This is a genomic window from Pedobacter foliorum (genome assembly GCF_013266735.1).
GTDB lineage: Bacteria > Bacteroidota > Bacteroidia > Sphingobacteriales > Sphingobacteriaceae > Pedobacter > Pedobacter foliorum.
In genome coordinates, this window is record NZ_JABSNU010000011.1 from 125,339 (window position 1) to 149,678 (window position 24,340).

The 24,340-nt window shown below is 39.3% G+C and carries 22 protein-coding genes; 15 read left to right on the top strand and 7 right to left on the bottom strand.

The features are described from left to right. Nucleotides 1-21: 21 nt before the first annotated feature. From HQN83_RS19350 to HQN83_RS19365, 4 genes are all read left to right on the top strand, one after another. The gene (locus tag HQN83_RS19350; protein ID WP_217277431.1) at nt 22-2,289 is read left to right on the top strand and encodes an alpha-N-acetylglucosaminidase; all 2,268 of its coding nucleotides are present in this window, start codon (nt 22-24) and stop codon (nt 2,287-2,289) included. An 86-nt stretch (nt 2,290-2,375) separates the two neighbouring features. Next, nucleotides 2,376-3,812: an MBOAT family O-acyltransferase gene (locus tag HQN83_RS19355; RefSeq protein ID WP_173092460.1), complete on the top strand. Its 1,437-nt coding sequence runs from the start codon at nt 2,376-2,378 to the stop codon at nt 3,810-3,812. Between the two features lies 1 nt (nt 3,813). Beyond that, nucleotides 3,814-4,734: a hypothetical protein gene (locus HQN83_RS19360; RefSeq protein ID WP_173092461.1), complete on the top strand. Its 921-nt coding sequence runs from the start codon at nt 3,814-3,816 to the stop codon at nt 4,732-4,734. A 67-nt stretch (nt 4,735-4,801) separates the two neighbouring features. Further along, nucleotides 4,802-5,353 carry a GNAT family N-acetyltransferase gene (locus tag HQN83_RS19365; RefSeq protein ID WP_173092462.1) on the top strand — a complete coding sequence of 184 codons (552 nt, stop codon included), beginning with the start codon at nt 4,802-4,804 and terminating at the stop codon, nt 5,351-5,353. Here the strand turns inward: HQN83_RS19365 and HQN83_RS19370 are convergent. Next, nucleotides 5,350-5,946: an NAD(P)H-dependent oxidoreductase gene (locus HQN83_RS19370; RefSeq protein ID WP_173092463.1), complete on the bottom strand. Its 597-nt coding sequence runs from the start codon at nt 5,944-5,946 to the stop codon at nt 5,350-5,352. The two genes, HQN83_RS19365 and HQN83_RS19370, sit on opposite strands and share 4 nt — an antisense overlap. 66 nt (nt 5,947-6,012) lie before the next feature. Beyond that, a complete protein-coding gene (locus HQN83_RS19375; RefSeq protein ID WP_173092464.1) occupies nt 6,013-6,579 on the bottom strand; it encodes a Crp/Fnr family transcriptional regulator in 567 nt (188 codons plus the stop codon). A 132-nt stretch (nt 6,580-6,711) separates the two neighbouring features. Here HQN83_RS19375 and rfbD point away from each other — a divergent pair, with 132 nt between their 5' ends. From rfbD to HQN83_RS19425, 10 genes are all read left to right on the top strand, one after another. Further along, entirely contained in the window at nt 6,712-7,578 is an 867-nt protein-coding gene (rfbD, locus tag HQN83_RS19380) for a dTDP-4-dehydrorhamnose reductase (protein WP_173092465.1), read from the top strand. 85 nt (nt 7,579-7,663) lie between these two features. Next, the gene (locus HQN83_RS19385) at nt 7,664-8,062 is read left to right on the top strand and encodes an HYC_CC_PP family protein (RefSeq protein ID WP_173092467.1); all 399 of its coding nucleotides are present in this window, start codon (nt 7,664-7,666) and stop codon (nt 8,060-8,062) included. Nucleotides 8,063-8,163: 101 nt separating this feature from the next. Then, complete coding sequence (locus tag HQN83_RS19390; RefSeq protein ID WP_173092469.1) at nt 8,164-8,508, top strand: heavy-metal-associated domain-containing protein; 345 nt, start codon at nt 8,164-8,166, stop codon at nt 8,506-8,508. Between the two features lie 24 nt (nt 8,509-8,532). Further along, nucleotides 8,533-9,831, top strand: a complete 1,299-nt coding sequence (locus HQN83_RS25395) for an efflux RND transporter permease subunit (RefSeq protein ID WP_173092471.1) — start codon at nt 8,533-8,535, stop codon at nt 9,829-9,831. Beyond that, nucleotides 9,828-11,765, top strand: a complete 1,938-nt coding sequence (locus HQN83_RS25400) for an efflux RND transporter permease subunit (protein WP_173092473.1) — start codon at nt 9,828-9,830, stop codon at nt 11,763-11,765. Before HQN83_RS25395 ends, HQN83_RS25400 begins: the two co-directional genes overlap by 4 nt. Beyond that, entirely contained in the window at nt 11,731-13,002 is a 1,272-nt protein-coding gene (locus HQN83_RS25550; RefSeq protein ID WP_246254550.1) for a TolC family protein, read from the top strand. Before HQN83_RS25400 ends, HQN83_RS25550 begins: the two co-directional genes overlap by 35 nt. Continuing rightward, complete coding sequence (locus tag HQN83_RS19410) at nt 12,980-14,218, top strand: efflux RND transporter periplasmic adaptor subunit (protein WP_173092475.1); 1,239 nt, start codon at nt 12,980-12,982, stop codon at nt 14,216-14,218. The genes HQN83_RS25550 and HQN83_RS19410 overlap by 23 nt, the downstream gene beginning before the upstream one ends. A gap of 3 nt (nt 14,219-14,221) precedes the next feature. Then, nucleotides 14,222-15,445: an efflux RND transporter periplasmic adaptor subunit gene (locus HQN83_RS19415; RefSeq protein WP_173092477.1), complete on the top strand. Its 1,224-nt coding sequence runs from the start codon at nt 14,222-14,224 to the stop codon at nt 15,443-15,445. A 32-nt stretch (nt 15,446-15,477) separates the two neighbouring features. Continuing rightward, entirely contained in the window at nt 15,478-16,044 is a 567-nt protein-coding gene (locus HQN83_RS19420) for a DUF3347 domain-containing protein (RefSeq protein ID WP_173092479.1), read from the top strand. A 247-nt stretch (nt 16,045-16,291) separates the two neighbouring features. Beyond that, complete coding sequence (locus HQN83_RS19425) at nt 16,292-16,696, top strand: DoxX family protein (protein WP_173092481.1); 405 nt, start codon at nt 16,292-16,294, stop codon at nt 16,694-16,696. Here the strand turns inward: HQN83_RS19425 and HQN83_RS19430 are convergent. The 5 genes from HQN83_RS19430 to HQN83_RS19450 all read right to left on the bottom strand — a co-directional run bounded on the left by HQN83_RS19430 (nt 16,685) and on the right by HQN83_RS19450 (nt 22,780). Continuing rightward, on the bottom strand, nt 16,685-17,851 hold the full coding sequence (locus HQN83_RS19430) for an ABC transporter permease (RefSeq protein ID WP_173092483.1): 1,167 nt from the start codon (nt 17,849-17,851) through the stop codon (nt 16,685-16,687). The two genes, HQN83_RS19425 and HQN83_RS19430, sit on opposite strands and share 12 nt — an antisense overlap. Next, nucleotides 17,820-19,004, bottom strand: coding sequence for an ABC transporter permease (locus tag HQN83_RS19435; RefSeq protein WP_173092485.1), 1,185 nt, complete (start codon nt 19,002-19,004; stop codon nt 17,820-17,822). Before HQN83_RS19435 ends, HQN83_RS19430 begins: the two co-directional genes overlap by 32 nt. Continuing rightward, nucleotides 19,004-19,993, bottom strand: coding sequence for an HlyD family secretion protein (locus HQN83_RS19440; protein WP_173092487.1), 990 nt, complete (start codon nt 19,991-19,993; stop codon nt 19,004-19,006). The genes HQN83_RS19435 and HQN83_RS19440 overlap by 1 nt, the downstream gene beginning before the upstream one ends. Continuing rightward, complete coding sequence (locus HQN83_RS19445) at nt 19,993-21,453, bottom strand: TolC family protein (RefSeq protein ID WP_173092489.1); 1,461 nt, start codon at nt 21,451-21,453, stop codon at nt 19,993-19,995. Before HQN83_RS19445 ends, HQN83_RS19440 begins: the two co-directional genes overlap by 1 nt. 256 nt (nt 21,454-21,709) lie before the next feature. Next, nucleotides 21,710-22,780: a phosphotriesterase family protein gene (locus HQN83_RS19450; protein ID WP_173092491.1), complete on the bottom strand. Its 1,071-nt coding sequence runs from the start codon at nt 22,778-22,780 to the stop codon at nt 21,710-21,712. Between the two features lie 93 nt (nt 22,781-22,873). On the opposite strand from HQN83_RS19450, the gene HQN83_RS19455 reads away from it, so the two are divergent. Beyond that, the gene (locus HQN83_RS19455; protein WP_173092493.1) at nt 22,874-24,238 is read left to right on the top strand and encodes a glycosyl hydrolase; all 1,365 of its coding nucleotides are present in this window, start codon (nt 22,874-22,876) and stop codon (nt 24,236-24,238) included. The last annotated feature ends 102 nt before the right edge of the window (nt 24,239-24,340 follow it).

A 24,340-nucleotide genomic window follows, 5' to 3' on the forward strand; every position in this document is an offset into this window, starting at 1 on the left:
GGACTTCATAAAAGAAAATATATGATTAAAAAAATCACTTGTATCATCGCAGTATTGATGTGGTGTTGTAGCCTTTCTACTCGAGCAATTTCTGCTTTGCATAAAAAAACGCTAAAGCCAATAGAAGCTACAAGAGCATTGATAAAAAGGGTGTTGCCAAATCATTACAACCAAATCCATATTAGTTTTATTCAAACCGATAAAAGAAATGATGTTTTCGAATTGGAGAGTATACAAGGGAAAATCATATTAAGAGGGAACAATCCGGTGTCCATAGGATCAGCTCTCAATTGGTACATGAAATACTATTGTCATGTACAACAAAGCTGGTGTGGAGATAACATGGATCTACCGATAAAACTACCTTTAATACAAAAGAAGGTAAGGGTTTCATCTCCATATAGAGATAGAGCCTACCTGAACTATTGCACATTTAATTATTCTATGGTTTGGTGGGATTGGAAACGCTGGGAAAAGGAAATCGATTGGATGGCCTTGCATGGAGTGAATATGCCATTGGCAATTACTGGTCAGGAGGCCGTATGGCAGCAGACTTTGAGACAGTACGGAATGAATGATGATGAAATTCGCTCTTTTTTAGTTGGACCTGCTTATCAGGCCTGGCAGTGGATGACAAATATAGAAGGAATTTATGGCCCGTTGCCTCAGAAATGGATTGAGCGTAGTATTGTATTGGGCAAGAAGATCTTACAACGGGAACGCGAACTTGGAATGAAACCAATTTTACAAGGCTTCACAGGTTACGTTCCTATTAAACTAATAGAAAAACAGCCAACTGCAAAAATTCTTAAAAAACCGGTATGGTTTTTTGTTGGAGAAGAAACAGCACAACTAGATCCTCTAGATCCTTTATTTGCCCGGATGTCCAAAACTTTTCTTGAAGAACAAACTAAGCTTTTTGGTACCGACCATATTTATGCTGCGGATCCCTTTCATGAGGGAGAGCCACCTGTAAAAGGTGATGATTATCTTTCTTCAGTAGGTCAGGCTATTTACAAGGCTACAGCTTCAGTAGATCCAAAAGCTGTTATTGCTATGCAAACCTGGAGTATGCGTAAGCCAATAGTTGAGGCAATACCTCAAGACAAAATTTTGATGTTGGATCTTAATACACAAAGATGGAAAGGAAGTGATGCATTTTGGGGTAGACCATGGGTTGCAGGAATTATCCACAACTTTGGAGGTAATACAGCCATGGGAGGAGATCTTGATGCCGTATTGGCCCGTTATCCTGCATTACTTAATAAACCTGAACAAAGTAAATCTTTTAAAGGGATTGGTATGTTCCCTGAAGCTATAGAACATAACCCTGTGATCTATGAAGCAGTAAGTGAAATGGCTTGGCATAGAGAGAAGCCCAATACAAAAGTCTGGCTATATGATTACCTGAAATCCAGATATGGAAAACTAGATCAGGCTACAATAGTGGTATGGGATACCTTATTAAATACCGTATATGGCAAACATGGAGTCGAAACTTTTATGGAATCGGCAATATGTGCAAGGCCGGCTTTAAAAATCAATGGAGCATCTCCGAATGGGGCACTTAATAGTGAAAAGAATTATCGTTTTGCAAGTCTGTGGCAGGCTTCTGCTATGTTGTTGAAGGCATCTCCCGATATTCAACAAAAAGAGACCTATAAGTATGACCTTGTAGATTTGATGCGCCAATGTTTGGCTGACCTTGCAATTCCACTTCAAAAAAGGATGGCTAGGGCTTATGAGATAAGTAATGTTAATGATTTTAATCAATCGAGTGCATTATTCCTGAATTTAATGCAAGATTTTGATAAGCTGTTGGGAACCCGAAAGGAATTTTTATTAGGTAAATGGATTGCCGACGCCAGGGCAATTGGGAGTAACAATGAAGAAAAGAATCTATATGAGAAAAATGCCAGAGGCCTTGTTACCATTTGGGGACCGTATGATCCTAACGCTATCCAATATGATTACTCTGCTCGCCAATGGAATGGATTGGTAAGCGGTTTCTATCAACCCAGATGGGAAATGTTTATTGATTTTTTGGGTAAAGAAATAAAAAAAGATTCAGCATCCAGATATAAGGAAGTCAATATTAATCATCGATTTAATAGACCTGCAAACGAAGTAAATGAATTTTATAAAATGATTTCTAAATGGGAAGCTGATTGGGCAAATACCCCGGGGGAGCTATCTGCGGTTAAGCCGTTTGGGAGCGAACTAATAATAGTTAAGTCCCTATATCAGAAATGGCAACCTATTGCGGAGGGGTTCTATGGAGAAAAATAGGGCCTGATTCGATTGTGCAATTTATACCACACATATAGAATAAGGAAATTATTACATTTATCTATAGCTCTAATGCTTCTTGAGGCATGTTATTTAACTCTTTAAGTTTCGCCATATTTTTACCGGTAGTTTTTCTACTGTATTGGTTTGCAACAAAAGGCAACCTCAAACTTCAAAATAGATTATTGTTAGCTTCCAGCTATTTCTTTTATGGCTGTTGGGACTACAGGTTCTTATTTCTATTGATTTTCTCAACCTTATTAGACTATTATTCTGGAATAAAAATAAGTGAAGCCAGCAGCAAAAAGGTGAGGCTTTTTTGGCTCTGGTTAAGTATAAGTATAAACCTAGGCTTTTTGGCGGTCTTTAAATATTTCAATTTTTTTGTAGCTTCTTTCGCTGATGGCATTTCCTTATTGGGTTTTAAGCCAAGTTTTCTCACTTTAAATGTATTGCTGCCAGTCGGAATTTCCTTCTATACTTTTCACGGCCTATCTTACATCATAGATATTTATAAAAATAGGATAAAGGAAGAACGCAACTTTATAGATTATTCACTCTTTGTAAGTTTCTTTCCATTACTTGTTGCCGGGCCGATAGAAAGGGCTACACATCTTTTGCCGCAAATAAAAAGAGAAAGGACTTTTGATGTTTCAAAAGCGGTAGATGGATTAAGGCAAATTTTATGGGGGCTGTTTAAAAAGATTGTTATTGCAGATAGTTGTGCAGAATATGCCAATATGATATTTAACAATTCATCTGAATACAATGGAAGCACTTTAATATTGGGTGCTTTATTTTTTACCTTCCAGATTTATTGCGACTTTTCCGGTTACTCTGATATTGCATTAGGAACAGCTCGTCTTTTTGGTATTGATCTGCTGAAAAACTTTGCTTTCCCTTATTTTTCAAGAGACATTGCGGAGTTCTGGCGTCGATGGCATATCTCTCTATCGAGCTGGTTCAGGGATTACTTATACATTCCTTTGGGTGGAAGTACGGGGAGTATCTTGAAAAAGGTAAGAAATACATTTATCATATTTTTGGTTAGTGGTTTCTGGCATGGAGCTAACTGGACTTTTATTGTCTGGGGACTTTTAAATGCCTTATACATAATGCCCTCGATTTTCTTTGAAACAAATAGGAGAAACCTTGACGTTGTAGCTCAGGGAAGGGTTTTTCCGAATTTAAGGGAGATTATATCTATGGGTGTAACCTTTAGCCTAACTGTGATTGCCTGGGTGTTTTTTAGAGCAAAAGACCTTCATCATGCCTTTGAATATCTTGGAGGTATGTTTTCTACTTCGGCCTTCAGCAAACCTCAAATATTTCCCAGAACTATCATATTGCTGATTGCAGTATTTATACTGATAGAATGGAGGGGTAGGACACAGGAGTATGCTATTGCTAATTTAGGGTTTAACTTTCCTAAACCGGTTAGGTGGGCCTTTTATTATACTTTGGTGCTGGCAATTGTTTGGTTTGCCGGCGAAAAACAACAATTCATTTATTTCCAGTTTTAATATGAAACAGTTCCTGAAATCCACCTTTCTATTTCTGCTTCCAATACTGGTTCTTGGAATCTCTGCAGAACTTCTCCTTCGTCATATTCCAAATGATTATGAACTTAAGAGTAACTATTTAAAAGTGCACACAAGTGAGATAGCTGTTTTATTTCTAGGGAGTTCTCATGCTTTTTATGGAATTAACCCAGCCGTTGTTAAAGAGAAATCTTTCAATGCAGCTTATGTTTCGCAATCACTTGATATAGATGATGACATCCTCGAAAAATACGATACAAACTGGAAGAATTTAAAATTCATTGTTGTACCTATTTCTTATTTTAGTTTATACAGCTCCTTGAGGCATAATGATGAAAGCTGGAGATTAAAAAATTATGAAATCTATTGCGGAATTAAGGCAACAGATGATGTTTTTAGTCACTTTGAAATATTCAGCCGGTTTGAGCAGAATATGGACAAATTGTATTTGTACTATATTAAGAGAAATAGCCTCCTTACTTCTTCTTATTTGGGATGGGGAGAACACAAAACGGTGATGGCTAAAACTGATTTCCTTAATAGCGGAACTATTGCTGCCAAAAGACATACAGGAATAAATGAAGAATATTTTACAAAGAATAAAGCTGTTTTAGAACGCATTATTAGTTTCGCCAAACAAAGAAAGATACAAGTGCTGTTTTATACTCCGCCCGCTTATAAAACATATTTTGAACACCTTGATGCAAAGCAACTGAACCAAACAACCCATCTGATGGCAGATTTAGCTGCCCATCGTAATAACGTGACTTATGTAAACTTATTAAAAGATAACTCGTTTGGTATTTCAGATTTCCATGATGCTGATCATTTAAATAGGTTTGGTGCTAAAAAGCTATCCGTTATGCTTGATGGAGTAATTCAACACATAAATCCCCCAAAATAAATCCCATTTTTTGGAGATTACCATATTAAAATAGATAATTTTACTACTGGTATTAAGCATAGTAGAAATGGTAATAACTATCGATCAAAATCTCAGACTGGAGCTAACAGCTGAAAAACATGCAGAAGGTTTATTTCAAGCTTTAAATAGTAGTAGACAGCAACTGTCTGAGTTTTTGCCCTGGGTGCCTAATATGCAGTCTGTACAGGATTTTATAGCTTATATCAAAAACTGCGAGCTGTTTTATCAACAGCGAATGGAGGTGAGTTTCGTTGTCATATTTAATGAACAAGCCGTTGGCAGGATTGGGCTGCACTATTTGAATTTTTTTAATGAAAATGCTGCAATAGGTTACTGGCTTACAGAAAGCGCCCAGGGTAATGGGATTATGATACGCTCTTGTAAAGCATTGATTAATTATGGTTTTAAGGAGTTGGGATTGCATCGCATCGAAATCAAAGCAGCAACTCTGAATTTGAAAAGCCAGGCAATACCCAAAAAACTAGGGTTCCAAGTCGAAGGTGTTCTAAGGCAAGCTGAGAAAGTGAATGGAAAATTCTTAGATCTGGTTTTATATTCGATGATCGACGGGGAATGGGAGTCTGGTACAAGAGATTAAATATGTTTATGACCTAGTTTATTGACTTTATTTAGCCATGATGATCTTTTTATCGGACTAGCTGTTTTGATGATGCCTATTGTGATAACTTTTACTGGTTTTATTCCGCAGAATTCCAGTGTGCTTTTTTTTAGTTGATTGATACTTGGGTTCCCGTAAATCCATCTGTAATACCAGGCGGGCTGGTCAATAGTGGTAATAATTCTCGCTGTTTTTCCAGTCAATAGCTTATCCCACCACAGTGAATTCTCTTTGTATTTATAGGTTAGCCCAGGAAGGAATAATCGGTCAATGAAACCTTTCATAATAGCAGGATAGCCTCCCCACCAAACAGGATGTACCCATACCAGGTGGTCAGCCTGCTTTATTTTTCCCAGACTATACAGCAGATCCGGTTCCAATTCCATACGATTCGAATATCCATATTGTAGGTTAGGGTTAAAATTTAGATCGACAATATTAATTTCTGTTACCAATGCGCCGGATTTTATGGCGGCTTCTTTGTAAGCATTAGCCAGGGCATAATTAAAGCTATCCTTGTTAGGATGCCCATTAATAATTAATATATTTTTCTTGTTTATAAGAGTCTCCATAATTGTCCTGATTTGCTTATCAGCGCAAAGGTATAATCAGCTTATCACTGACTACAGGACATTTGTCTATAAATGGATTTCTCTTCTTAAGCGACTTAGGTGACGAGGAGTAATGCCGAGGTAGGAGGCAAGGAACTGTAGAGGGATTTGTTGGATGTAATTAGGCTGATTTTCCAGCAAGTCTATGTATCTCTTTTTTGCTTTCTCTTTTTGGAACAAGAAGAGCCTTTTTTCCAGCTCAAGATACTGTTGTTCTGCTATGATTTTAAAGAAATGAACCCAATTATGGCTGGTTTCCTGCAGTCTATCTATATCGTGTTTCTGAATGATGAGTAACTCTACGTCTGCTACAACCTGTATGTTCTCCATTGTTGGCATTCCGGTAATTAATGCAGAATAAGCTGCCATCAGCGCTTTAGGAAAGGTGATGCAGTAGGTGATTTCTTCTCCAGATTCAGGAGTGAAAAATGATCTTAGTATTCCTGAATTAATGAAGGCTACTTCTTTACTGTACTTTCCTTCGCTGATGAAAAAGCTCCCTTTTTTAAGATGCCTAATGGTCAGGAGTTTTTCAAACTGCTCGATCTCCGCAGGTGTTAATATCTGAAAGGAGTTTAGGAATGCTTTGATCATTGGTTAAGGGCTATTCTTTTTACGCTATAAACGCTGTCGAAAGTAAGACATTCTTCTGTTTTTATTCTATTTTTGGAAAGCATATTAATTAATTAACCTTTTTAAGTAGATAATCACCTAACTCAATTTATATTGAAAACGCTAGTATTAGGAGCATCCGGCCAACTGGGACAATGTTTAAAAGCAGTTGCCTCAAAGAGAAATATCAATACATTAGACTTTCCCGACGAAAGCACCGCAAACATCCTTGATGTTGACAAACTAAGGGCTTTATTCGCTGCGAAAAAACCTGCATATGTAATTAATTGTGCTGCTTATACTGCTGTCGACAAAGCTGAAGATGATGTTGATCTTTGCAGATTGATTAACAAGCAAGGGGCTTTAAATATCGCTTTACTATGCAAAGAATTTGACGCTAAACTAGTTCATGTTTCTACAGACTTTGTTTTTGAAGGAGCTATTCCTGAATTATTAAAAGAAGATGATGTAGCTAAACCAATAAATATATATGGTTTAACTAAGCTCGAAGGTGAAATGGATATTATTGAGAACCTTAATGAGCATTACATCATTCGCACAAGTTGGTTGTATTCAGAATACGCTAATAACTTCGTAAAAACCATGTTGAAACTTGGAGCAGATCGTGATGAATTGAGCATCATAGCTGATCAGATTGGTTCACCAACTTATGCTATCGATTTGGCAGGTGCAATTCTTGATGTTATTGCTTCGGGTAAAACAGAATATGGGGCATATCATTACAGCAATGAAGGATCTATCTCGTGGTTTGATTTTGCAAAAGGTATCTTCGATATCAGTAATACACAGGTAAAAGTTAATCCAATTCCTACTTCTGCATATCCAACAAAAGCTACCCGACCTAAGTTCTCCGTAATGGATAAAACTAAAATCAAAACAACTTTCGGAATTGAAGTTCCTTACTGGAGAGACAGTTTAGTGAAGTGTATTGAGCAATTATCTGTAGTAGATAAAGTATAAAACACATTGTAACTAAATCATGATATAAAAAAAGAACGGAATTATATAAATGTTTTTCCGTTCTTTTTTCAATCTTTGACCCATAATGAAAAGAACACTGCTTACCATACTTGCCATTTTCTATCTGGGTGTATCCAGTGGGGCAGCTGTGCACTTTCATTATTGCATGGACAAGCTGGTAAGCTGGAGCATGGCAAAAAAATCTGGCAAGCTATGTGACTTCTGTAAAATGCCTATGGCAGAATCTAAAAAGAAATCATGCTGTAAAGATGTTAAGCAACAAGTAAAGGTCGAGAGTTCTCAGAAAGTAAACCAAACGGTTTATAAATTCGATCAGCCATCTACGGCAATTATATTACCAGAATTATTCGTTAATTATCAGGCGCCAGTGCCTGTAAAAATAGTAAGGGAAGCATTAAGCAATGCTCCACCCGATGGACAAGCATTGCCTGTCTACCTAAAAAACTGTACCTACAGAATATAATACCCTCTTTCTTTTCCAATGCCTGGCACATTCGTGCCCTGGTTACAACATTGCTGTAACCCCAAATTTTATTTATTCCATTTTCTTTAAAACTTATTAAGATGAACTCATTAAGATCTCTTTTGGTAGTCGGCTTGACTTTCCTTGGTAGTGCTGTATTTGCACAATCTAAAACTGAAAAAATCAACGTATCAGGAAACTGTGGAATGTGTAAAAAACGCATCGAAACTGCTCTAAAAGTTGAAGGTGTTAAAACTGCTGTATGGGATGTGAAATCGAAAGTATTAACAGTAAACTATGATAGTAAAAAGATCTCAAACGAAACTATTCAACAAAAAATTGCCGCTGTAGGGCACGATACCCAAAAGGTAAAAGCCAAAGACGAAAACTATAGCAAACTACCTTCATGCTGCCAATACGATAAAAGCAGTATAGACAAAAAATAACTAAAAGAAAGAGGGTTATTATAAATGGTACATAAAATTATAGAATGGTCGATGCGCAATAGATTTATTGTGCTGGTACTTTCTGCCGGGTTATTTATATGGGGAGTTTTCTCCGTACAAAAGAATCCCATAGATGCAATCCCTGATCTTTCAGAAAATCAGGTGATTGTATTTACAGAATGGATGGGCAGATCGCCACAATTGATAGAAGATCAGGTAACTTATCCGCTGGTAACCAACCTGCAAGGTATCCCTAAAATTAAGTATGTAAGAGGTTCTTCCATGTTTGGGATGAGTTTTATTTACGTAATTTTTGAAGATGATGTAGATGTATATTGGGCCAGAGAACGTGTTTTGGAGCGCATAAGTACCATATCCAGAACCCTGCCTGAAGGGGTATCTCCGCAACTAGGTCCAGATGGAACAGGAGTAGGCCACGTATTGTGGTATACACTAGATGCTCCTGAAATGGACTTGGGAGAGCAACGGGCAATACAGGATTGGTATGTAAAGTTTGCCTTGCAAACAGTTCCCGGAGTGAGTGAGATCGCTTCATTTGGCGGATTTCAGAAACAATACCAAATCTCAATAGATCCAAACAAGTTGTTGTATTATAAACTTAGTGTGCCACAGGTGATTGCTGCGGTTAGGAGTAACAATAACGAATCGGGCGGGCGAAAGTTCGAGATGAGCGACATGGGGTATATCATTAAAACCTCAGGCTATCTAAAATCAATAGAAGAAATTTCTAACATCCCTGTAAAGAATCAGAATGGTACACCGATAAAGGTATCCGATCTGGCCACTGTTCAAATGACAGGAGAAACCAGGCTGGGCATATTCGATCAGGATGGTAAGGGAGAACGCGCTGGTGGTATCGTGGTTATGCGCTACGGAGAAAACGCGGCAGAAGTAATCGATCGTGTAAAAGAAAAGATGAAGGAAGTATCAAAAGGACTGCCTAAAGGTGTAAAATTTGATATTGTTTACGATAGAGGAGAACTGATTAAAGAATCTGTCGACTCTATAAAAAACACCCTGATTGAGGAGATGATCGTAGTCTCCCTAATTGTATTCGTGTTCCTATTTCACTGGCGCAGCGCATTAAGTATCATTATACAAATCCCTATTACCATTGCAGCAAGTTTTATCCTGCTCAATGCCTTCGATATTTCATCAAACATTATGTCGCTAACCGGTATTGCGCTGGCCATCGGGGTAATTGTAGACAATGGAATTATCATGAGTGAGAATGCTTACAAGCATTTGGCAGAGCGATATGAGGAATGGGAAAAGGATCAAAATAAAACGACAACATCATGATGAACTGGTTTAAAAATATATTTCGCAAATCTCCGGATTGGATTAGCGAAGAAGATCGCCTAGCGGTGATCACTAAATCCAGCAAACAGGTATCAAGAGGCGTGTTCTTTGCAACGGTAATTATCATTACCTCTTTTTTACCGGTATTTATGTTAACCGGGCAAGAGGGTAAATTGTTTCACCCACTGGCTTACACCAAAACATTCATTATGATTGTTGATGCTTTGTTGGTGATTACACTAGCCCCGGTACTTATCTCTTTCTTTATGAAAGGGAAATTCAGACCTGATAATGCAAATCCTGTAAACAGGATACTAGAAAAGGTGTATGAACCAATCATAAGAACGGTATTGAAATGGAGAAAAACAACAATCGCCATTAACATCATCGCGTTGTTAATAACCATACCCTTGCTTAAAAACCTAGGTACAGAGTTTATACCTCCATTAGATGAGCAGAGCATTCTGTTTATGCCTGTAACCTTGCCCGATGTTTCTAATGCAGAAGCAAAAAGGATATTACAGGTGCAGGACAAGATTATTAAATCGGTACCCGAGGTAGATAAGGTGTTAGGAAAAGCAGGTAGAGCAAATACCGCTACAGATAACTCGCCGATCAGTATGATCGAAACCATCATTACCCTGAAGCCGAAAAGCGAATGGAGAAAAGGGATCACCAAAAAAGACATTGTAACAGAGCTTGATGCCAAGCTTCAAATTCCGGGTGTAGTAAACGGGTGGACACAACCGATCATCAACAGAATTAACATGTTGGCCACAGGTATTCGTACCGATGTAGGGATAAAAGTTTTCGGACAAAACCTGGATACCATTGCCTCAGTATCAGAAAAAGTAAAAGCAGCACTAGAAGGCACACCTGGCGTAAGTGATCTATTTGTAGAGCCTATTACAGGTGGTAAATACCTATCTATTGATGTAAAAAGAGAAGAATTAGCCAGGTATGGTTTAAATGTAGACGATGTTAATCAGGTTGTAGAAAGCGCCTTAGGCGGTGCAACCATTGGCAATACCATTGAGGGTAGACAGCGCTTTTCTATAAGCGTACGTTTGGCTCAGGAATACCGCAACAGTGTAGAGCGTATTCAAAGAATCCCTATTCAATCGGCTTCATTTGGTGAGGTTCCTTTATCAGTAGTTGCTGATGTAAAGTTTGAAGACGGACCGCCAATGATTAGCTCTGACAATGCGATTCTACGTGGCGCTGTAATGTTTAACGTGCGCGATAGAGATTTGGGAAGCACGGTTAAGGATGCAATGGAGAAATTGAATAAAGAGAAAGGCGTACTTCCTGAAGGGTATTTCCTGGAATGGAGTGGTCAGTACGAAAACCTGATTAGAGGTAAGCAAACCCTAATGTGGATTGCTCCGGTGGTTTTAGTAATCATATTTTTCTCATTATACTTTGCATTTCGCTCTATCAGAGAGGCTTTTTTAAGTCTCATCACTGTTCCTTTTGCCTTAATAGGTGGAGCTTACATGATTTATTTCTGGGGAGTTAACCTCTCAGTCGGAGTAGCCGTAGGTTTCATTGCCTTGTTCGGGATTGCTGTAGAAACCGGAATTGTGATGGTCATCTACCTCAATGATGGTATGCAGCAACTGATCAAACTAAAAGGGAATTCAAGCGAAACAATTACTAAAGAAGACCTTAGGGAGTATGTAATTCACGGAGCAGCAAAAAGGTTAAGACCAAAACTGATGACAGTTTGTGTGTCGCTATTCGGACTGGTGCCGGTACTATGGGCCAGTGGAGTAGGAGTTGATGTAATGCAGCCAATAGTGTTGCCTATGATAGGCGGGGTATTAACCTCATCTACACACATCTTGCTGGTTACGCCACTCATCTTTTTAATGTCCAAAGAATATGAATTGAGGAAATATGGAAAATTGGAGGTTCACGATGTACATCATTAAGAAATTAACATGGATATTGTTGTTGCTGCCATTTTATGCAACAGCACAACAAAAAGAGGTGCTATCGTTAGATACGATTTTGCACCGTATAGATAAAAACAACCTGCTATTGCAATCGTATGGTTTAAAGGCCGAGAGCTATAAACATACTGCAAAAGCAGCAACAGCATGGATGGCACCAATGGTTGGTGTGGGTACGTTTATGACCCCATATCCGGGACAGATGCTTATGGACGATAGGGATAAAGGATCTGTAATGATCCAGTTGGAGCAGGATATTCCAAACATGGCTAAGCTAAATGCCAACAAACGCTATATCGAATCGAAAGGTAAGGCCGAGAACGAAACTCGCGGTGTTACCTTAAACGAATACAAAACACAAGCAAAGCGCCTGTATTTTGGCTGGTTGGTTGCAACGCAAAAAATAGAGGTATTGCAGAAGAACGAGAAGATTATGGAAACCATGAAAAAGATCGAAGAGATCAGGTATCCATTCAATCAATCCAAATTGGGTAGCGTATACAAAACCACTGCAAAACTGGAAGAAAACAAAAATATGATCCGTATGCAGGAAGGCGATATCGCTAAATCCAGAGCCTGGCTAAACAGTTTAATGAATCAACCCGGTAATGCCGACATCACCATTGATACCACGTATCAGCCAAAATTTGTACAAGCCACCGCTATTGATACCGGTAGTTTGGCAATGGCCAGAAACGACATCAAGAAAATGGATTACAACATCCAGTCGATGCAACTGAACATTGAGGCGATGAAAAAACAAAGCAGACCTGATTTTAAGTTGCGGTTCGATCACATGTCGCCTTTAACTAAGATGATGCCGAAGGCCTTCAGTGTAATGGGCATGATAAGTATTCCAATTGCTCCCTGGTCTTCAAAAATGTACAAATCAGAAGTAAAAGGGATGGAGTACGAAGTGCAGGCCATGGGCAAAGAGAAAGCGGCAATGTTGCAGGAAACTCAAGGAATGCTTTACGGTATGCAATTCGAAATTCAATCGATGCAAAAGCGTATAGATGCCATGGAAAGCAAGATTATTCCAACACTTCAAAAAACGCTTGACGTTAACTTTCTGAATTACCGTGAAAATAAAATGGAACTCCCAGAAGTAATTGATTCATGGGAAGCATTGACCATGATGCAAACCAGTGTTCTGGACGAGAAATTGAAACTTTATTTAATGATAGCTGATTATGAGAAAGAACTATATCGCTAAGCTGCAGACCTACGCATTGGTAGCTCTGGTACTGATCGGCGTATTGGTATTTAGCTCTTGTAACAGAGAAAAGGACAATAAACACACCAATCACGATGATCCGGGTGTTGTAAATATTGACAGCAATCTTTCGCATTTGTTAAAGCCCTCAAATGAGCAGGTGGTATCTACATTGCCTGTAATTAAGGCAGAATATGGCACAAAAATATTCACAGAAGAGGCGCAAGGGATCATCAATTACGATACAAGGAATCAGAATAGTGTGGCCAGCAGAGTAAGTGGAAGAATAGAGCGCTTGCTCATCAAATACAATTATCAACCTGTTAAAAAAGGACAGCTGATCATGGAGGTTTATTCTCCAGATCTGGCCGCTGCACAACAGGAATTACTATTCCTTAAAGGCACCGGAACAGACCAAAATATGCTTCAGGGAGCTAAGCAACGACTAATGTTGTTGGGAATGAGCGCTTCAGATGTCAGCAAGCTATTAAGAACCGGAAAAATAAACTACCGCATTCCGGTATATAGCAATGCCGATGGGTATATCCTCGAGAAATCTGCTGTCGCCGCACCTGTTGCCACAGCAACACCTGCACCATCATCTGGTGGAGATGGAATGAGTAGTATGGGAGGTGGCGGAAGCTCGTCTTCAGCCGCACCGGTGAGTGCTGTACCTGTTAATTCACCAGTATTGCTAAGGCCAGGACAATACGTAAGCGCCGGACAATCGCTTTTCACCATCTACAATGCAAGCCAGCTAATTGCCGAGTTCTCTTTAAAACCCGCTTTGGCCTCGCTTATAGCGCAGGGCGATAAGTTTGCATTCTATAAAACTGCCGATAAAACCACCATTCAATCGGCCAGTATTGGTATGATACAGCCTGTTTTTAAAGATGGAGTAAACTTTACCATTGCGCGTATTTACCTGAACAAACCGAATTTTAGAGTAGGTGAGCTGCTTACTGCCAGAATTCCGGTATTGCTATCCGCTTCATGGTGGTTGCCAGAATCGGCTGCGGTATCTCTGGGTAATAAAACGGTGGTTTTTAAAAAAGAAGGCAATGTTGTGATCCCTAAAATAGTAAAATCGGGTATTACCATTGCCGGAATGATCCAGATTAAAGAAGACATCAGCAGCTGGGAGGTAAGTAAAAATGCAGCCTATCTGGTGGATAGCGAAAGCTTCATAAAAATGACTGAAAACAAAGGAAATTAAGTTATGGAACGGAAATTATTTATAAAGAAGATGGCCTTACTGGCTTTGGTTCCGTCGGTATTTATTGCTGCCTGCAGTAATCAAGAAAAATCAAATAGCGATGCTGCAAAAGGAAAACCACAAACCTATACTTGCCCTATGCACCCTCAGGTGATAAAAAATGAGATGGGTACTTGCCCTATCTGCGGAATGGACCTGGTTCCATTTGAAAAAAACAGCAATGATAAGGCATTAAAAATAGACGAGAAACGTCAGGCACTGGCAAATATTACTACCGTAATGATTGGTACAGGTAACCTCTCGGGAGCTAAACAGCTTAACGGCCGACTAGTAGTTAACCCCGAGCAAAGCAGTTACATCTCTAGCAGAATTGCCGGTAGAATAGAGGAATTGTACATCAGAGAAACAGGTGTAAAAGTGGCCAAAGGGCAACCTTTATACAAACTGTATTCTGAACAATTGGCTACACTACAACAAGAATACCTGATGGCAGTGGCTCAAGAAAAACAATTTCAGGGTGATAAAATAGAGCAACAGATTGTAGCTTCTGCAAAACAAAAACTGTTGTTATATGGACAATCTGAAAATCAGATAAAGCAGATCGTTAAAACTCAAAAGAAAGACCCTTATGTGGTTTTTTATGCACCTGAAGGTGGGGTAGTGGCTGAGTTATCCGTAACTCAGGGCCAGTACGTAACAGAGGGTAACCCGATTTTAAGATTAGAGGGGTACGGACAGCTATGGGTTGAGGCAGATGTTTATCCAAATGAGGCAAAAAACATTAAGATGGGTCAGGAAGTTAAGGTAGTTATTGCCGGCTGGGAAGATCAGCCTCAGGAAATGACCATTAGCTTTATCACTCCGGCGCTTCAATCGGGCACGCAGCTTACTCAAATCAGAGGCAGTATTCCTAACCCTCAACAACAGTGGCAGCCGGGTTTACAGGCAAACGTTTTTCTTCCATCAGAAAGTAAAAGCAATGTATTAACCCTTCCGGTTGATGCCGTAGTAAGAGACGGGAAAGGTATGCATGTATGGATTAAAGCTGGTAAAGACAGCTTTGAACCTAGATTGGTAAAAACTGGTCAGGAGAATAACAATGAGGTAGAGATTTCCGAAGGATTAAAAAATGGAGATCAGGTGGTAGTAACCGGAGCTTACCTTTTATACAGCGAGTACATCCTTAAAAAGGGCAAAAACCCTGTCGAAGGACTTAAAATAAAATAACAATAAACACACAACCATTAAAAAAAGAAAAGATGAAAACAGTAATTAATTTCGTTATTACTTTGGCCGCAGTAACCTTATTTGCTGCATGTGGTAACCCACAAAAAACAGAGAGTGCTGATGCTCACGAAGGTCACAATCATGCCGCAGGCGAAGGACATGGTGCAGCTACAGAAGCGAGTGCTTCTACAGTAAGTTTAAAGGACGATAAGTTGAACGCGGTTTATCAACATTATGTTCACTTAACCAATGCACTTGTTAAAGGTGATGTTGCTGAAGCAAAGGTTGCAGCCAATGCAATTGAGTTAGGATCAAAAGAGTTAACTAATGGCGCATCTTTAGCAACATTGGTAACTAAAATAGGATCAGCAGCTGATATTGATGCGCAGAGAGTTGTATTTGCAGATTTAAGCACAGACTTTATTGAACGCGTAAAAGCCTCTGGTTTAAACTCAGGCGAGGTATATGTAGAGTATTGCCCAATGGCTTTAAATGATAAAGGAGCATCGTGGTTAAGTAACCAAAAAGAAATAAAGAATCCTTATTTTGGTGAAAGTATGCTTACCTGTGGTGATATAAAAGAAACCATAAGTAAGTAGCTTTTAGTAAACAACAAAAAAGAGGGCGTCCAAAAAGGAAGTATCGTCATTCTGGATTTATTTCAGAATCTCTCAAATACTATTCAAAACCTGCTTAAACGAGGTTCTGAAATAAATTCAGAATGACGATGAGCAGAATCAAATTGTAATTAAACCTCTTTGGATACCCTTTTTTTTGTTATTTATTAAGTTCTAAAATTTTCTATATTTATAGGAAACGCATTGAAATGAAAAAAGCCAAAGCCTTATGAAATCATTTCCTTTTATCTCATTAAATCAAAGCCTGACTCTCTTAAGAATATTCACTTCTTTACTATTCCTTGCCCATGCCATTGTTCGCATTACCGGCGGAACTATTGATCGTTTTGGGGGCTTTTTAAAGGGCAAAGGCTTTGTTTATGGAACCGCTTTTGTTTGGGGAATTACGGCTTTTGAAATCGTCGGTGGCTTATTACTCATCGCCGGATATTTCAAGAAATGGATTTCAATAGGATTCATTGTAATGCTGCTAATTGGAATTATAATTATACATGCTGAAAATGGCTGGTTTGTAGGTGAACATGGATCAGGCGGGATTGAATACAGCGCAATATTGATTGTATGCTTTATTGTAATCGCAGCAGATGATTCTAAAAACAAACTAATCTCCTAAAGATTTTTTCCTGAGCATATTTAGCCTTACATAGGCAATGGCACTGTAAAAGCACCAAAGCAACATCAGGTGTATTAATGCGCCGGGGTTAGCCCATAAACTAGCGCCAGACTGTACAATCGAAGTGTAGATTTGTATAAACGGTGTAGTAGGTAGTAGTTTTGAAAGCCATTGAATAGCTACAGGAAGCGATTCAAACGGCCATGAATATCCTGTAATCAGAAAAATGGGATAGGTAGAAAAGGCCATCATTTGCAAACAAAGCAGTTGCGATTTAAACAACGACCCTATAAATTGGGCCATAGGGATAAGGGTAAGAATAAGGAGCACCAATAAAAGACTCAGCTCGAAGCCATTGCCCCGCATTGGTAAATGGAGTAAGCTGTAATTTACATTCAGAAAGAAAAAGGCATAAGCCGAAAACAAGAACAGGTAAAATAAGCCCTTACCCCAAATACCTGTTGATACTCCTCCTTTTAGCCATTCTTTAATGCCTGAGTGTTGTCGCTCTCCTGCAACACTTTCTGATAAGCCTATCAGTAAGGTTTGTTGTAAAATCAAAGCCAACAAACTGGGAAGCAGGAACGCACCATAGCTAGATCTTTCATTAAACAGCGGTCTGTAATCTAAATTTACAGGCATTACATTTTGCATGGCAATTGTTGAGCTCATGCCTTCGCTTTTCTGATAATATTGCAACCGTACGCCAGCTCCAATTGTAAGGCATATTTGCTGTACGCTCATCAGGATATCGCTTGATGGCAAAAAACGAGCGGCATTAACTGCCAGTACCACATTGCTTTGTTTTAGGCTTAACAGGTTCGATTCGGTGCCTTTTGGGATATAAAAATAACCCTGACAATTTCCACGATACATGTGTTCTTTGGCTTCTTCCAGATTTGGAAAGTGTATTAATTCAACCGTAGGTGAGTTGTCGATGTTTTGCTGTAACAAGCGCGATAATCTGGAATGGTCATCATCAACAACGGCAAGTTTTACATTCTGTTCTTCTTTGTTAATGTAAATACTTCCATAGAAAAAAGCATAAAGCAGGGGTGCAATCAGTAGGGTAAGGAGCAAACTATGATCCTTTGCCACCAAAGAGGCTTCTCTTAATAAGAGTTTAGTTATGGACTGCCCTGATTGCTTTTTCATTTGTGCTGGTATTAAACTGACGTTGAAATAAAAGGATCGCTGTAGGGAACATCACTGCGCAAAACAATAAGAGTTTATTGATGTCTGCCTGTGCGTAATGCAAGGGCAGATTCATGTAGTAAACTTTAAAAAAAACATCCAGAAATGGGGTGTAAGGCATAATGGTTGCATAATATTGATCGTACCATGGCATGGCCCATCTGGGGAAGGTAAAACCGCTAAAAACGAAGGCAGGAGAAGTGTAAAACAATGCGGTATCACCAGCAAGCATTACATCCTTAAATAAGGCCGAAATAAACATTCCAATGCCAATACAGGCCAGAGAGAGTAGGGTGTAAACAACAAAGAACTTCCCGGTTGCGGAGGGGACCCCGATGTCGAAAAAGGGGAACACCACAAAAGCAATAAGTATAAAGTTAACCCAGCTAACTACAAGGTGTGCAATGGTTTTTGCTGTAATTACGGTGAGGGCAGATCCATTTGAGAGTTGATGTAGCTCTTGCATCGTCTCAGTTTTCCATTCATAATTTAAGGCCAGCATACTGCTGATGATCAGTATCATTTGCATGCCTACCGTTATTAAGCCCGGCACCAGATATTCCTGATAATTGTAACTGGCATTGTAAAGCTGGTAGGAGTTTAGCTTGATGGGGTTGGCTAGCGCCATTGCCTGATCTGGTTTCATCCCTGTTTTTACCAGTTTCTTTAAAATAACTCCGGCACTACCTGTTATTACCACTTCGGCCACGGCTTTGTATACCATTTTTGCGGCTACTAAGGAGGCGGCATTGGTATAGAGTGTTACATGAACGGGATGTCGGCTGTAAATGTCCTTCTGCATGTTTGCAGGGAAATGTACAGCGCCTAATATTTTGCCTTCCTGTATTAGTTTTTCTACTTCAGCTTCGCTGTTTACCCTTCTGGTGATGTGTAGGGCTTCTCTTTGTTCCAGTAAAAAGATAAGCTGTCGGCTAACCGGACTTTGGTCGTCATCCCAGATGGCAAATGATAAATGTTTGGCTTCTTCCTTTTGGTAAATTACGGCATAAAATGAAAACAGAAGGATGGGCACAACCAGCATAACGAGGTAAAATACCTTTAAGCTGAGAATGCGTTTCCATTCTCTAATGATGATATGACCAAAGTGATTCATTAAGGCAGAATTAATGATGCCGTCATGCCAGAGCGTAATCCTTTTATCTGCGATTGGTTTTCGGGCTTAAGCTCTATGGTAAAGGTTCTTAATTCAAACTGGCCTTTGTCTTTTGAAGGTACCCAATTGGCAAACTCTAAGGTTGGCGATATGGAGGTTACTTTTACGTTAAAGGTTTCAGGATCGCATCCCGGTACTTTTACGGATGCTACTGCGCCTAATTTGAGTAAGTTAGCTTTGTCTTGTCGGATATTGAATCTTAAGAGAGTTGAGTTTTTCTTTTCGATGGTCATCATTGGGTAGCCTATGGAAACAATCTCACCCTGATGGGTAACTAAGCTCGAAATAACGCCGTCTGCAGGCGCATGGACCTTGGTGTTGTCGCCCAGGGATTTGGTTAATTCATAGGCTTGTTCTGCTTGTTTTACAATGGCATTTGCTGTTTTAAGTAATTCTGGTCTTGTGCCATTTTTTAGCATTTTTAAGTTCAGTTCTGCAGTCTCCATTTCTTTTTTTGCCGCCTGATACCTGAAATAGAAAACGTCTTTTTCCTGCCCGGATATTACATCGGCATTGTACAAACGTTCCATACGCTGATAGGTGGTGTTGAAAAGGTTGTACTGCTCCTGACTTATCTGATAAAGTTTTGAAGTAGCTTCAATTAGTTCTGGTCTGGCGCCATTGGTTAATAATTCTTGCTGACCTTTGGCGGCATCTATTGCAGAAAGTGCCTGGTTTTTAATGGCATCTATTTCATTTGAGCGAAGTATTGCTACCAATTGTCCGGCTTTTACGGTGTCGCCTTGCTCAACAAAGAGCGAATCCAATCTGCCGGGGAACTCTGCTGCTACGTCAACGCTAGATGCGTCTACCATTCCAACAAAGTTGTTTTCATCATCCTTATTTCCTGATAAGAAGAAAAACAAAGCAATAATTACTACCAATATTGGAATGAGCAGTGCCCAATAGTTTTTTAGAAGATCTTTCATTACTTAATGTATTGAGTTATTTGCTGTGGTTTACCTAAACTGTTGAAATATTCTGCTGCGGCTAAATAGTAACCAAACACGGCGGTGTGGTAGCCTTTTTCAATCTCTGTTTCTATGACTAAAGCATCATTTACATCTTTTGGTGAGGAGAGCTGGTTTTTCATCCGCTCGGTAATGAGACGGCTTGTGGTATGGGCTTCCTTTCGTGCATTGTCTAATGAGCCTACTTCGTTTTGGAGGGATTTCATCTTGTTTCTGGCAACTGTGGATAAAACTTTTATCCCTAGGCTTGCATTATCCTCCGAAAGTTTAGCTTCTTCTACTAATTGTCGGGCGGCGAGGGTTCTTTTTCTTGTTTGCCCGTTAAAAAGAGTCCATTGTAGTTCTACACCAACAAACCAGTCTGGAATAAGAACAGGTAAGTCGCGTTGGTATAAGTTATAGTTTCCAATGGCAAAAATATTAGGTAAGGCAAATGATTTGCTGATCTTTTCGGCTGTTTTGGCATAGTTGATTTTACTGCCAGCTAGCTTGTACACAGGGTTGGCCTCCCAAAAATCACCTTCTGGTTTAAAAGGCTCAATTGCTGTGTACTTTAAGGTATCTGTGATTACTATGGCAGAATCCAGTGGAACTCCCATTAGTTTGTTAAGCTCCAAGTAGGCGTTTTGCTGTTCTAGTTTGATGTTGTTAAAGTGGCTTTCGGCCTGCATCAGCACTACATTAGTCCAGCTTTTTTGGTAGGGTGCCAGTATTTGGTTTTTCACTAACTCCTGAGCGTAGTTCTTGTTTTTGGTTAAGGCTTCTACCATCACCTGCTGCTTGTTAAATAGGGTGTTTAAGTATAAAATGCGGAGGTATTGGGCGGCAATTAGAAAGTCTATTTCTTTGTTTACCAGCTCTACATTTATACCGGCTGAGGTTACAAGGGATTGTGCCAGATTGCCTGCCGCATCTAGCTTATTTCCAAGAAATATGGGTTGCCTTACACCCAGGCCTGCTACGAAGTAAGATTGTTTGCTCAGTGTAGGATTGTAGTCGGGGTAAATGCCCCCGATAATGTTTTTTGATGCATTGTATATACGATCCTGAGCGGCTTGTGACAAGTCGGTACCTGTAACTTCTTTGAAAGCCTCATTTGCGGCATTTACACTTTGCCTTGATGACCCTTCAACAACGCCATCTTTTACAGTTTGCAGGTTTACAGTTAGTGGACTGCTGAGGTAGGTGTAACTAGATAATAGATCTACTTTGGGCAGATAACTCTTTTTCTCCGCCTGCAAATTATACTGACTGGATAGCAGTGCAGATTTTGCTTGCCTAAGCGTCATGTTATGTTCCCTGGCGAGATTAAAGCATGTTTCAAGAGATGTTGTCTGGCTGTTCGCTTGGAGCGCAGAAATAGACAGTATCCCAAATATTAAAGACAGCTTAAGATGGTTTGTTGGTTTGTTTCTCATCTGTTCAAATTAACCGGCATTATTTTTAAAACTCTAGTCTATACTTTTAGTATTTATATTTATGGTGTAGTCAATTTAAGTTAAGGGTACTCTGGAGCGATAACTGTTTCCGGTTAATCTGAGTATCTAAATACTCAACCTTTTCAGAGTTAATAAAGTTTTGAAAATTTTAATTAATTTTTTAATCAATAAGGCAAGACAAATCAGGGGCTCCTGTTTATCCCAAAAAACTTAAAGAAATATTAAGAAGAGAAGCTTAACCCTGAGGGCAAACTTTTATACGAAAAGCATTAGCCGGATTGGCAACTGTGATCATTTTAAATTCGTCTCGGGTAATGCCCAATGCTGTTAGAGAAGGTTTTAATACTTCGAATATGGTTTTGTAAGGTGTTGTGTTACCATTTTGAAAAGCATTAAAGGCGGCTTTGCCACCTTCTTCGGTAACGGCAAAACCATCATCATGAGAAATTAATAGTTTATGTAGTAACCCTTCACCTTTCATCCTGTAAATATGGTTTCGATATTGAACTAATGAGCTTGGTTGTTCGTTAATGCCGTCTAAGCTAATCCAACAGCCTTTTTTTGCCAGTTCAATATGGGTAAAACCGTTAGGGTCATTTTGAGCATGTACCCATATTAAAGCTTCAGGACTTACACCTGATTTGATAAGAAGCTCAACTTCTTCTCGTGCAGCGGCAGCATTGCCCGTGTGGATAGCTATTTTTAAACCACTTTTTAAATGAACAATTGCTGCGGCTTTAATTAGTGTTATTTCAACGGGCTTTAAAGGAGCATTGTCTACGCCAAGTTTTATAAATCCCGGTCGGATATCGGTTCCATCAATCCCACTTTCCCATTCCTTTAGCCATCTGGCAGCTAACTCTTCGCTGGTTTCGGTAAAGGCATGTTTAGGCAGGTATTTTTGGCCTACGGCGGCATAATAACCGGTATTTGTTATAATGTTAAGGGCACTCGCTTTTGAAAGTAACTGTAGCAATTTTACATTTCTGCCGATATGTGCCGGAGTACATTCAATAATTGTATCAATACCGGATTTCTTAGCTGCCTTTAAATAGGGGAGTAGTAGGCTTGCGGTCGCTTCATTGTCATACTCTGGGCGACTGGAAGGTTCTGCTCCTTTAAAATCGGTAACAATATGTTCATGTGGTAAGGTTAGGCCCATTGCACTGATGTCAATTTTACCATTTACAGTCATGATAAAACCTTTTTCAGCTCCGGATTTTTCTGCCGCAATAGCTAAAATATTAGGGTATAAACCAATAAGTCCTGCAAAACAGGAAAGAGATATAAACTGACGACGCTCCATACACAAAAATAATTTAATTAAGCACAATACAAATTTTATTGCATCTTTATTAAGCTGTTAGGCATCCTTTTTAAATACTAAATATTTGTTTTAATGTATAAACTAATGACGAATTCAGGTTCTCTAGTAAAATCAATAGCTGGTTTTATAGGAATAGCTTTACTTGTTCCTTTGTTAAGTGCAAAAGTACCTTTGAATTCAAAACCGATAGGCAATGAAACGGCAGTTAAAGCAGCTGATTTTCTGAATAGTATTGGTGTAAATTCTGCAATCTCTAAACGTGGTGAATCTTTAGATAAGACTATAGAATTGATGAAATATACTGGGATCAGGTGGATTCGTGCAGGTTATGAGGGGGATATTCCGGATGCAGATTTTATTACGCTTCATAAAGAAACAGGCGTTCGGTTTAGTTACGGATTATTGAGTGGCGGAACCGATATTAAAAGGTTATTAGCAGGGGCAAGAAAACTGGATGCTGTTGGTGCGCTACTGGCATTTGAAGGATCTAATGAACCAAACAACTGGGGATTTAAGTACAAAGGTGTTGAAGGTGGGAAAAACTTAACCTGGCTGCCTATAGCTCAATTGCAAAGGGATTTGTACCACGCTGTTAAAAGTGATGCCACATTAAAAAAGTATCCGGTATGGGATCTTTGTGAAAATGGTGCTCAAACTGATAATGTAGGATTGCAATTTCTTGAGATACCAAAGGGAGCAGGTACATTAATGCCTGATGGAACAAAGTATGCTGATTTTGCAACATGTCATAATTATTTCTCTCATCCTTCTCATCCTGGCTTGTATGATAATCAGACCTGGAATGCTGCCGATCCGGGGCCTCTTTGTAAGGTTGATGGTCTTTATGGTAATTATGGAAAAACCTGGCGAGGGAAACATCAGGGATATACAGAAAAGGAGCTTTTAACATTACCAAGGGTTACAACCGAAACCGGTGTTACGCTTACAGACGAAATAAATGAAGAAAAACAAGCAAGGCTATATTTGAATCTCTACCTTTCTCAATTTAAAAGAAACTGGAGTTATACTGCTGTTTATCTACTGCGAGATAGGGTTGATGAGGCCGGGAATCAAACTTTCGGGTTTTATAAACCGGATTATAGTCCCCGCAAAGCAGCAATATATCTTCATAATTTAACTACAATTCTTGCTGATAAACCATCAAAGTTTAAAACAGAAGAACTAAGTTTCGAAATCGTTGATCAGCCTGAAACCGTGCATCATCTGTTGCTTCAGAAAAGCAATGGGAAATTTGAATTGGTAATTTGGGGTGAGAAGGTAAAAGGAACCGAAGAGATAGAAGTTAAACTAGGCAAAGTACATCCTTTGATAAAAGTTTACGACCCGACTAAAGGTACAGGTGCTAGCCAAACCTTAAGTAAGGTGAGCTCCGTTAAGCTTGCAATCAGTGATCATCCCTTTATAATTGAGATTTAAAGGGACCTTGTCAGTACTTTAGACGTACCTCCTGCACAGCTTCTGCGGAAAAAGTACTCTTTTTACGCACTTGCTGCGCAGGAGCTCCGCAGAAGGTGTGCA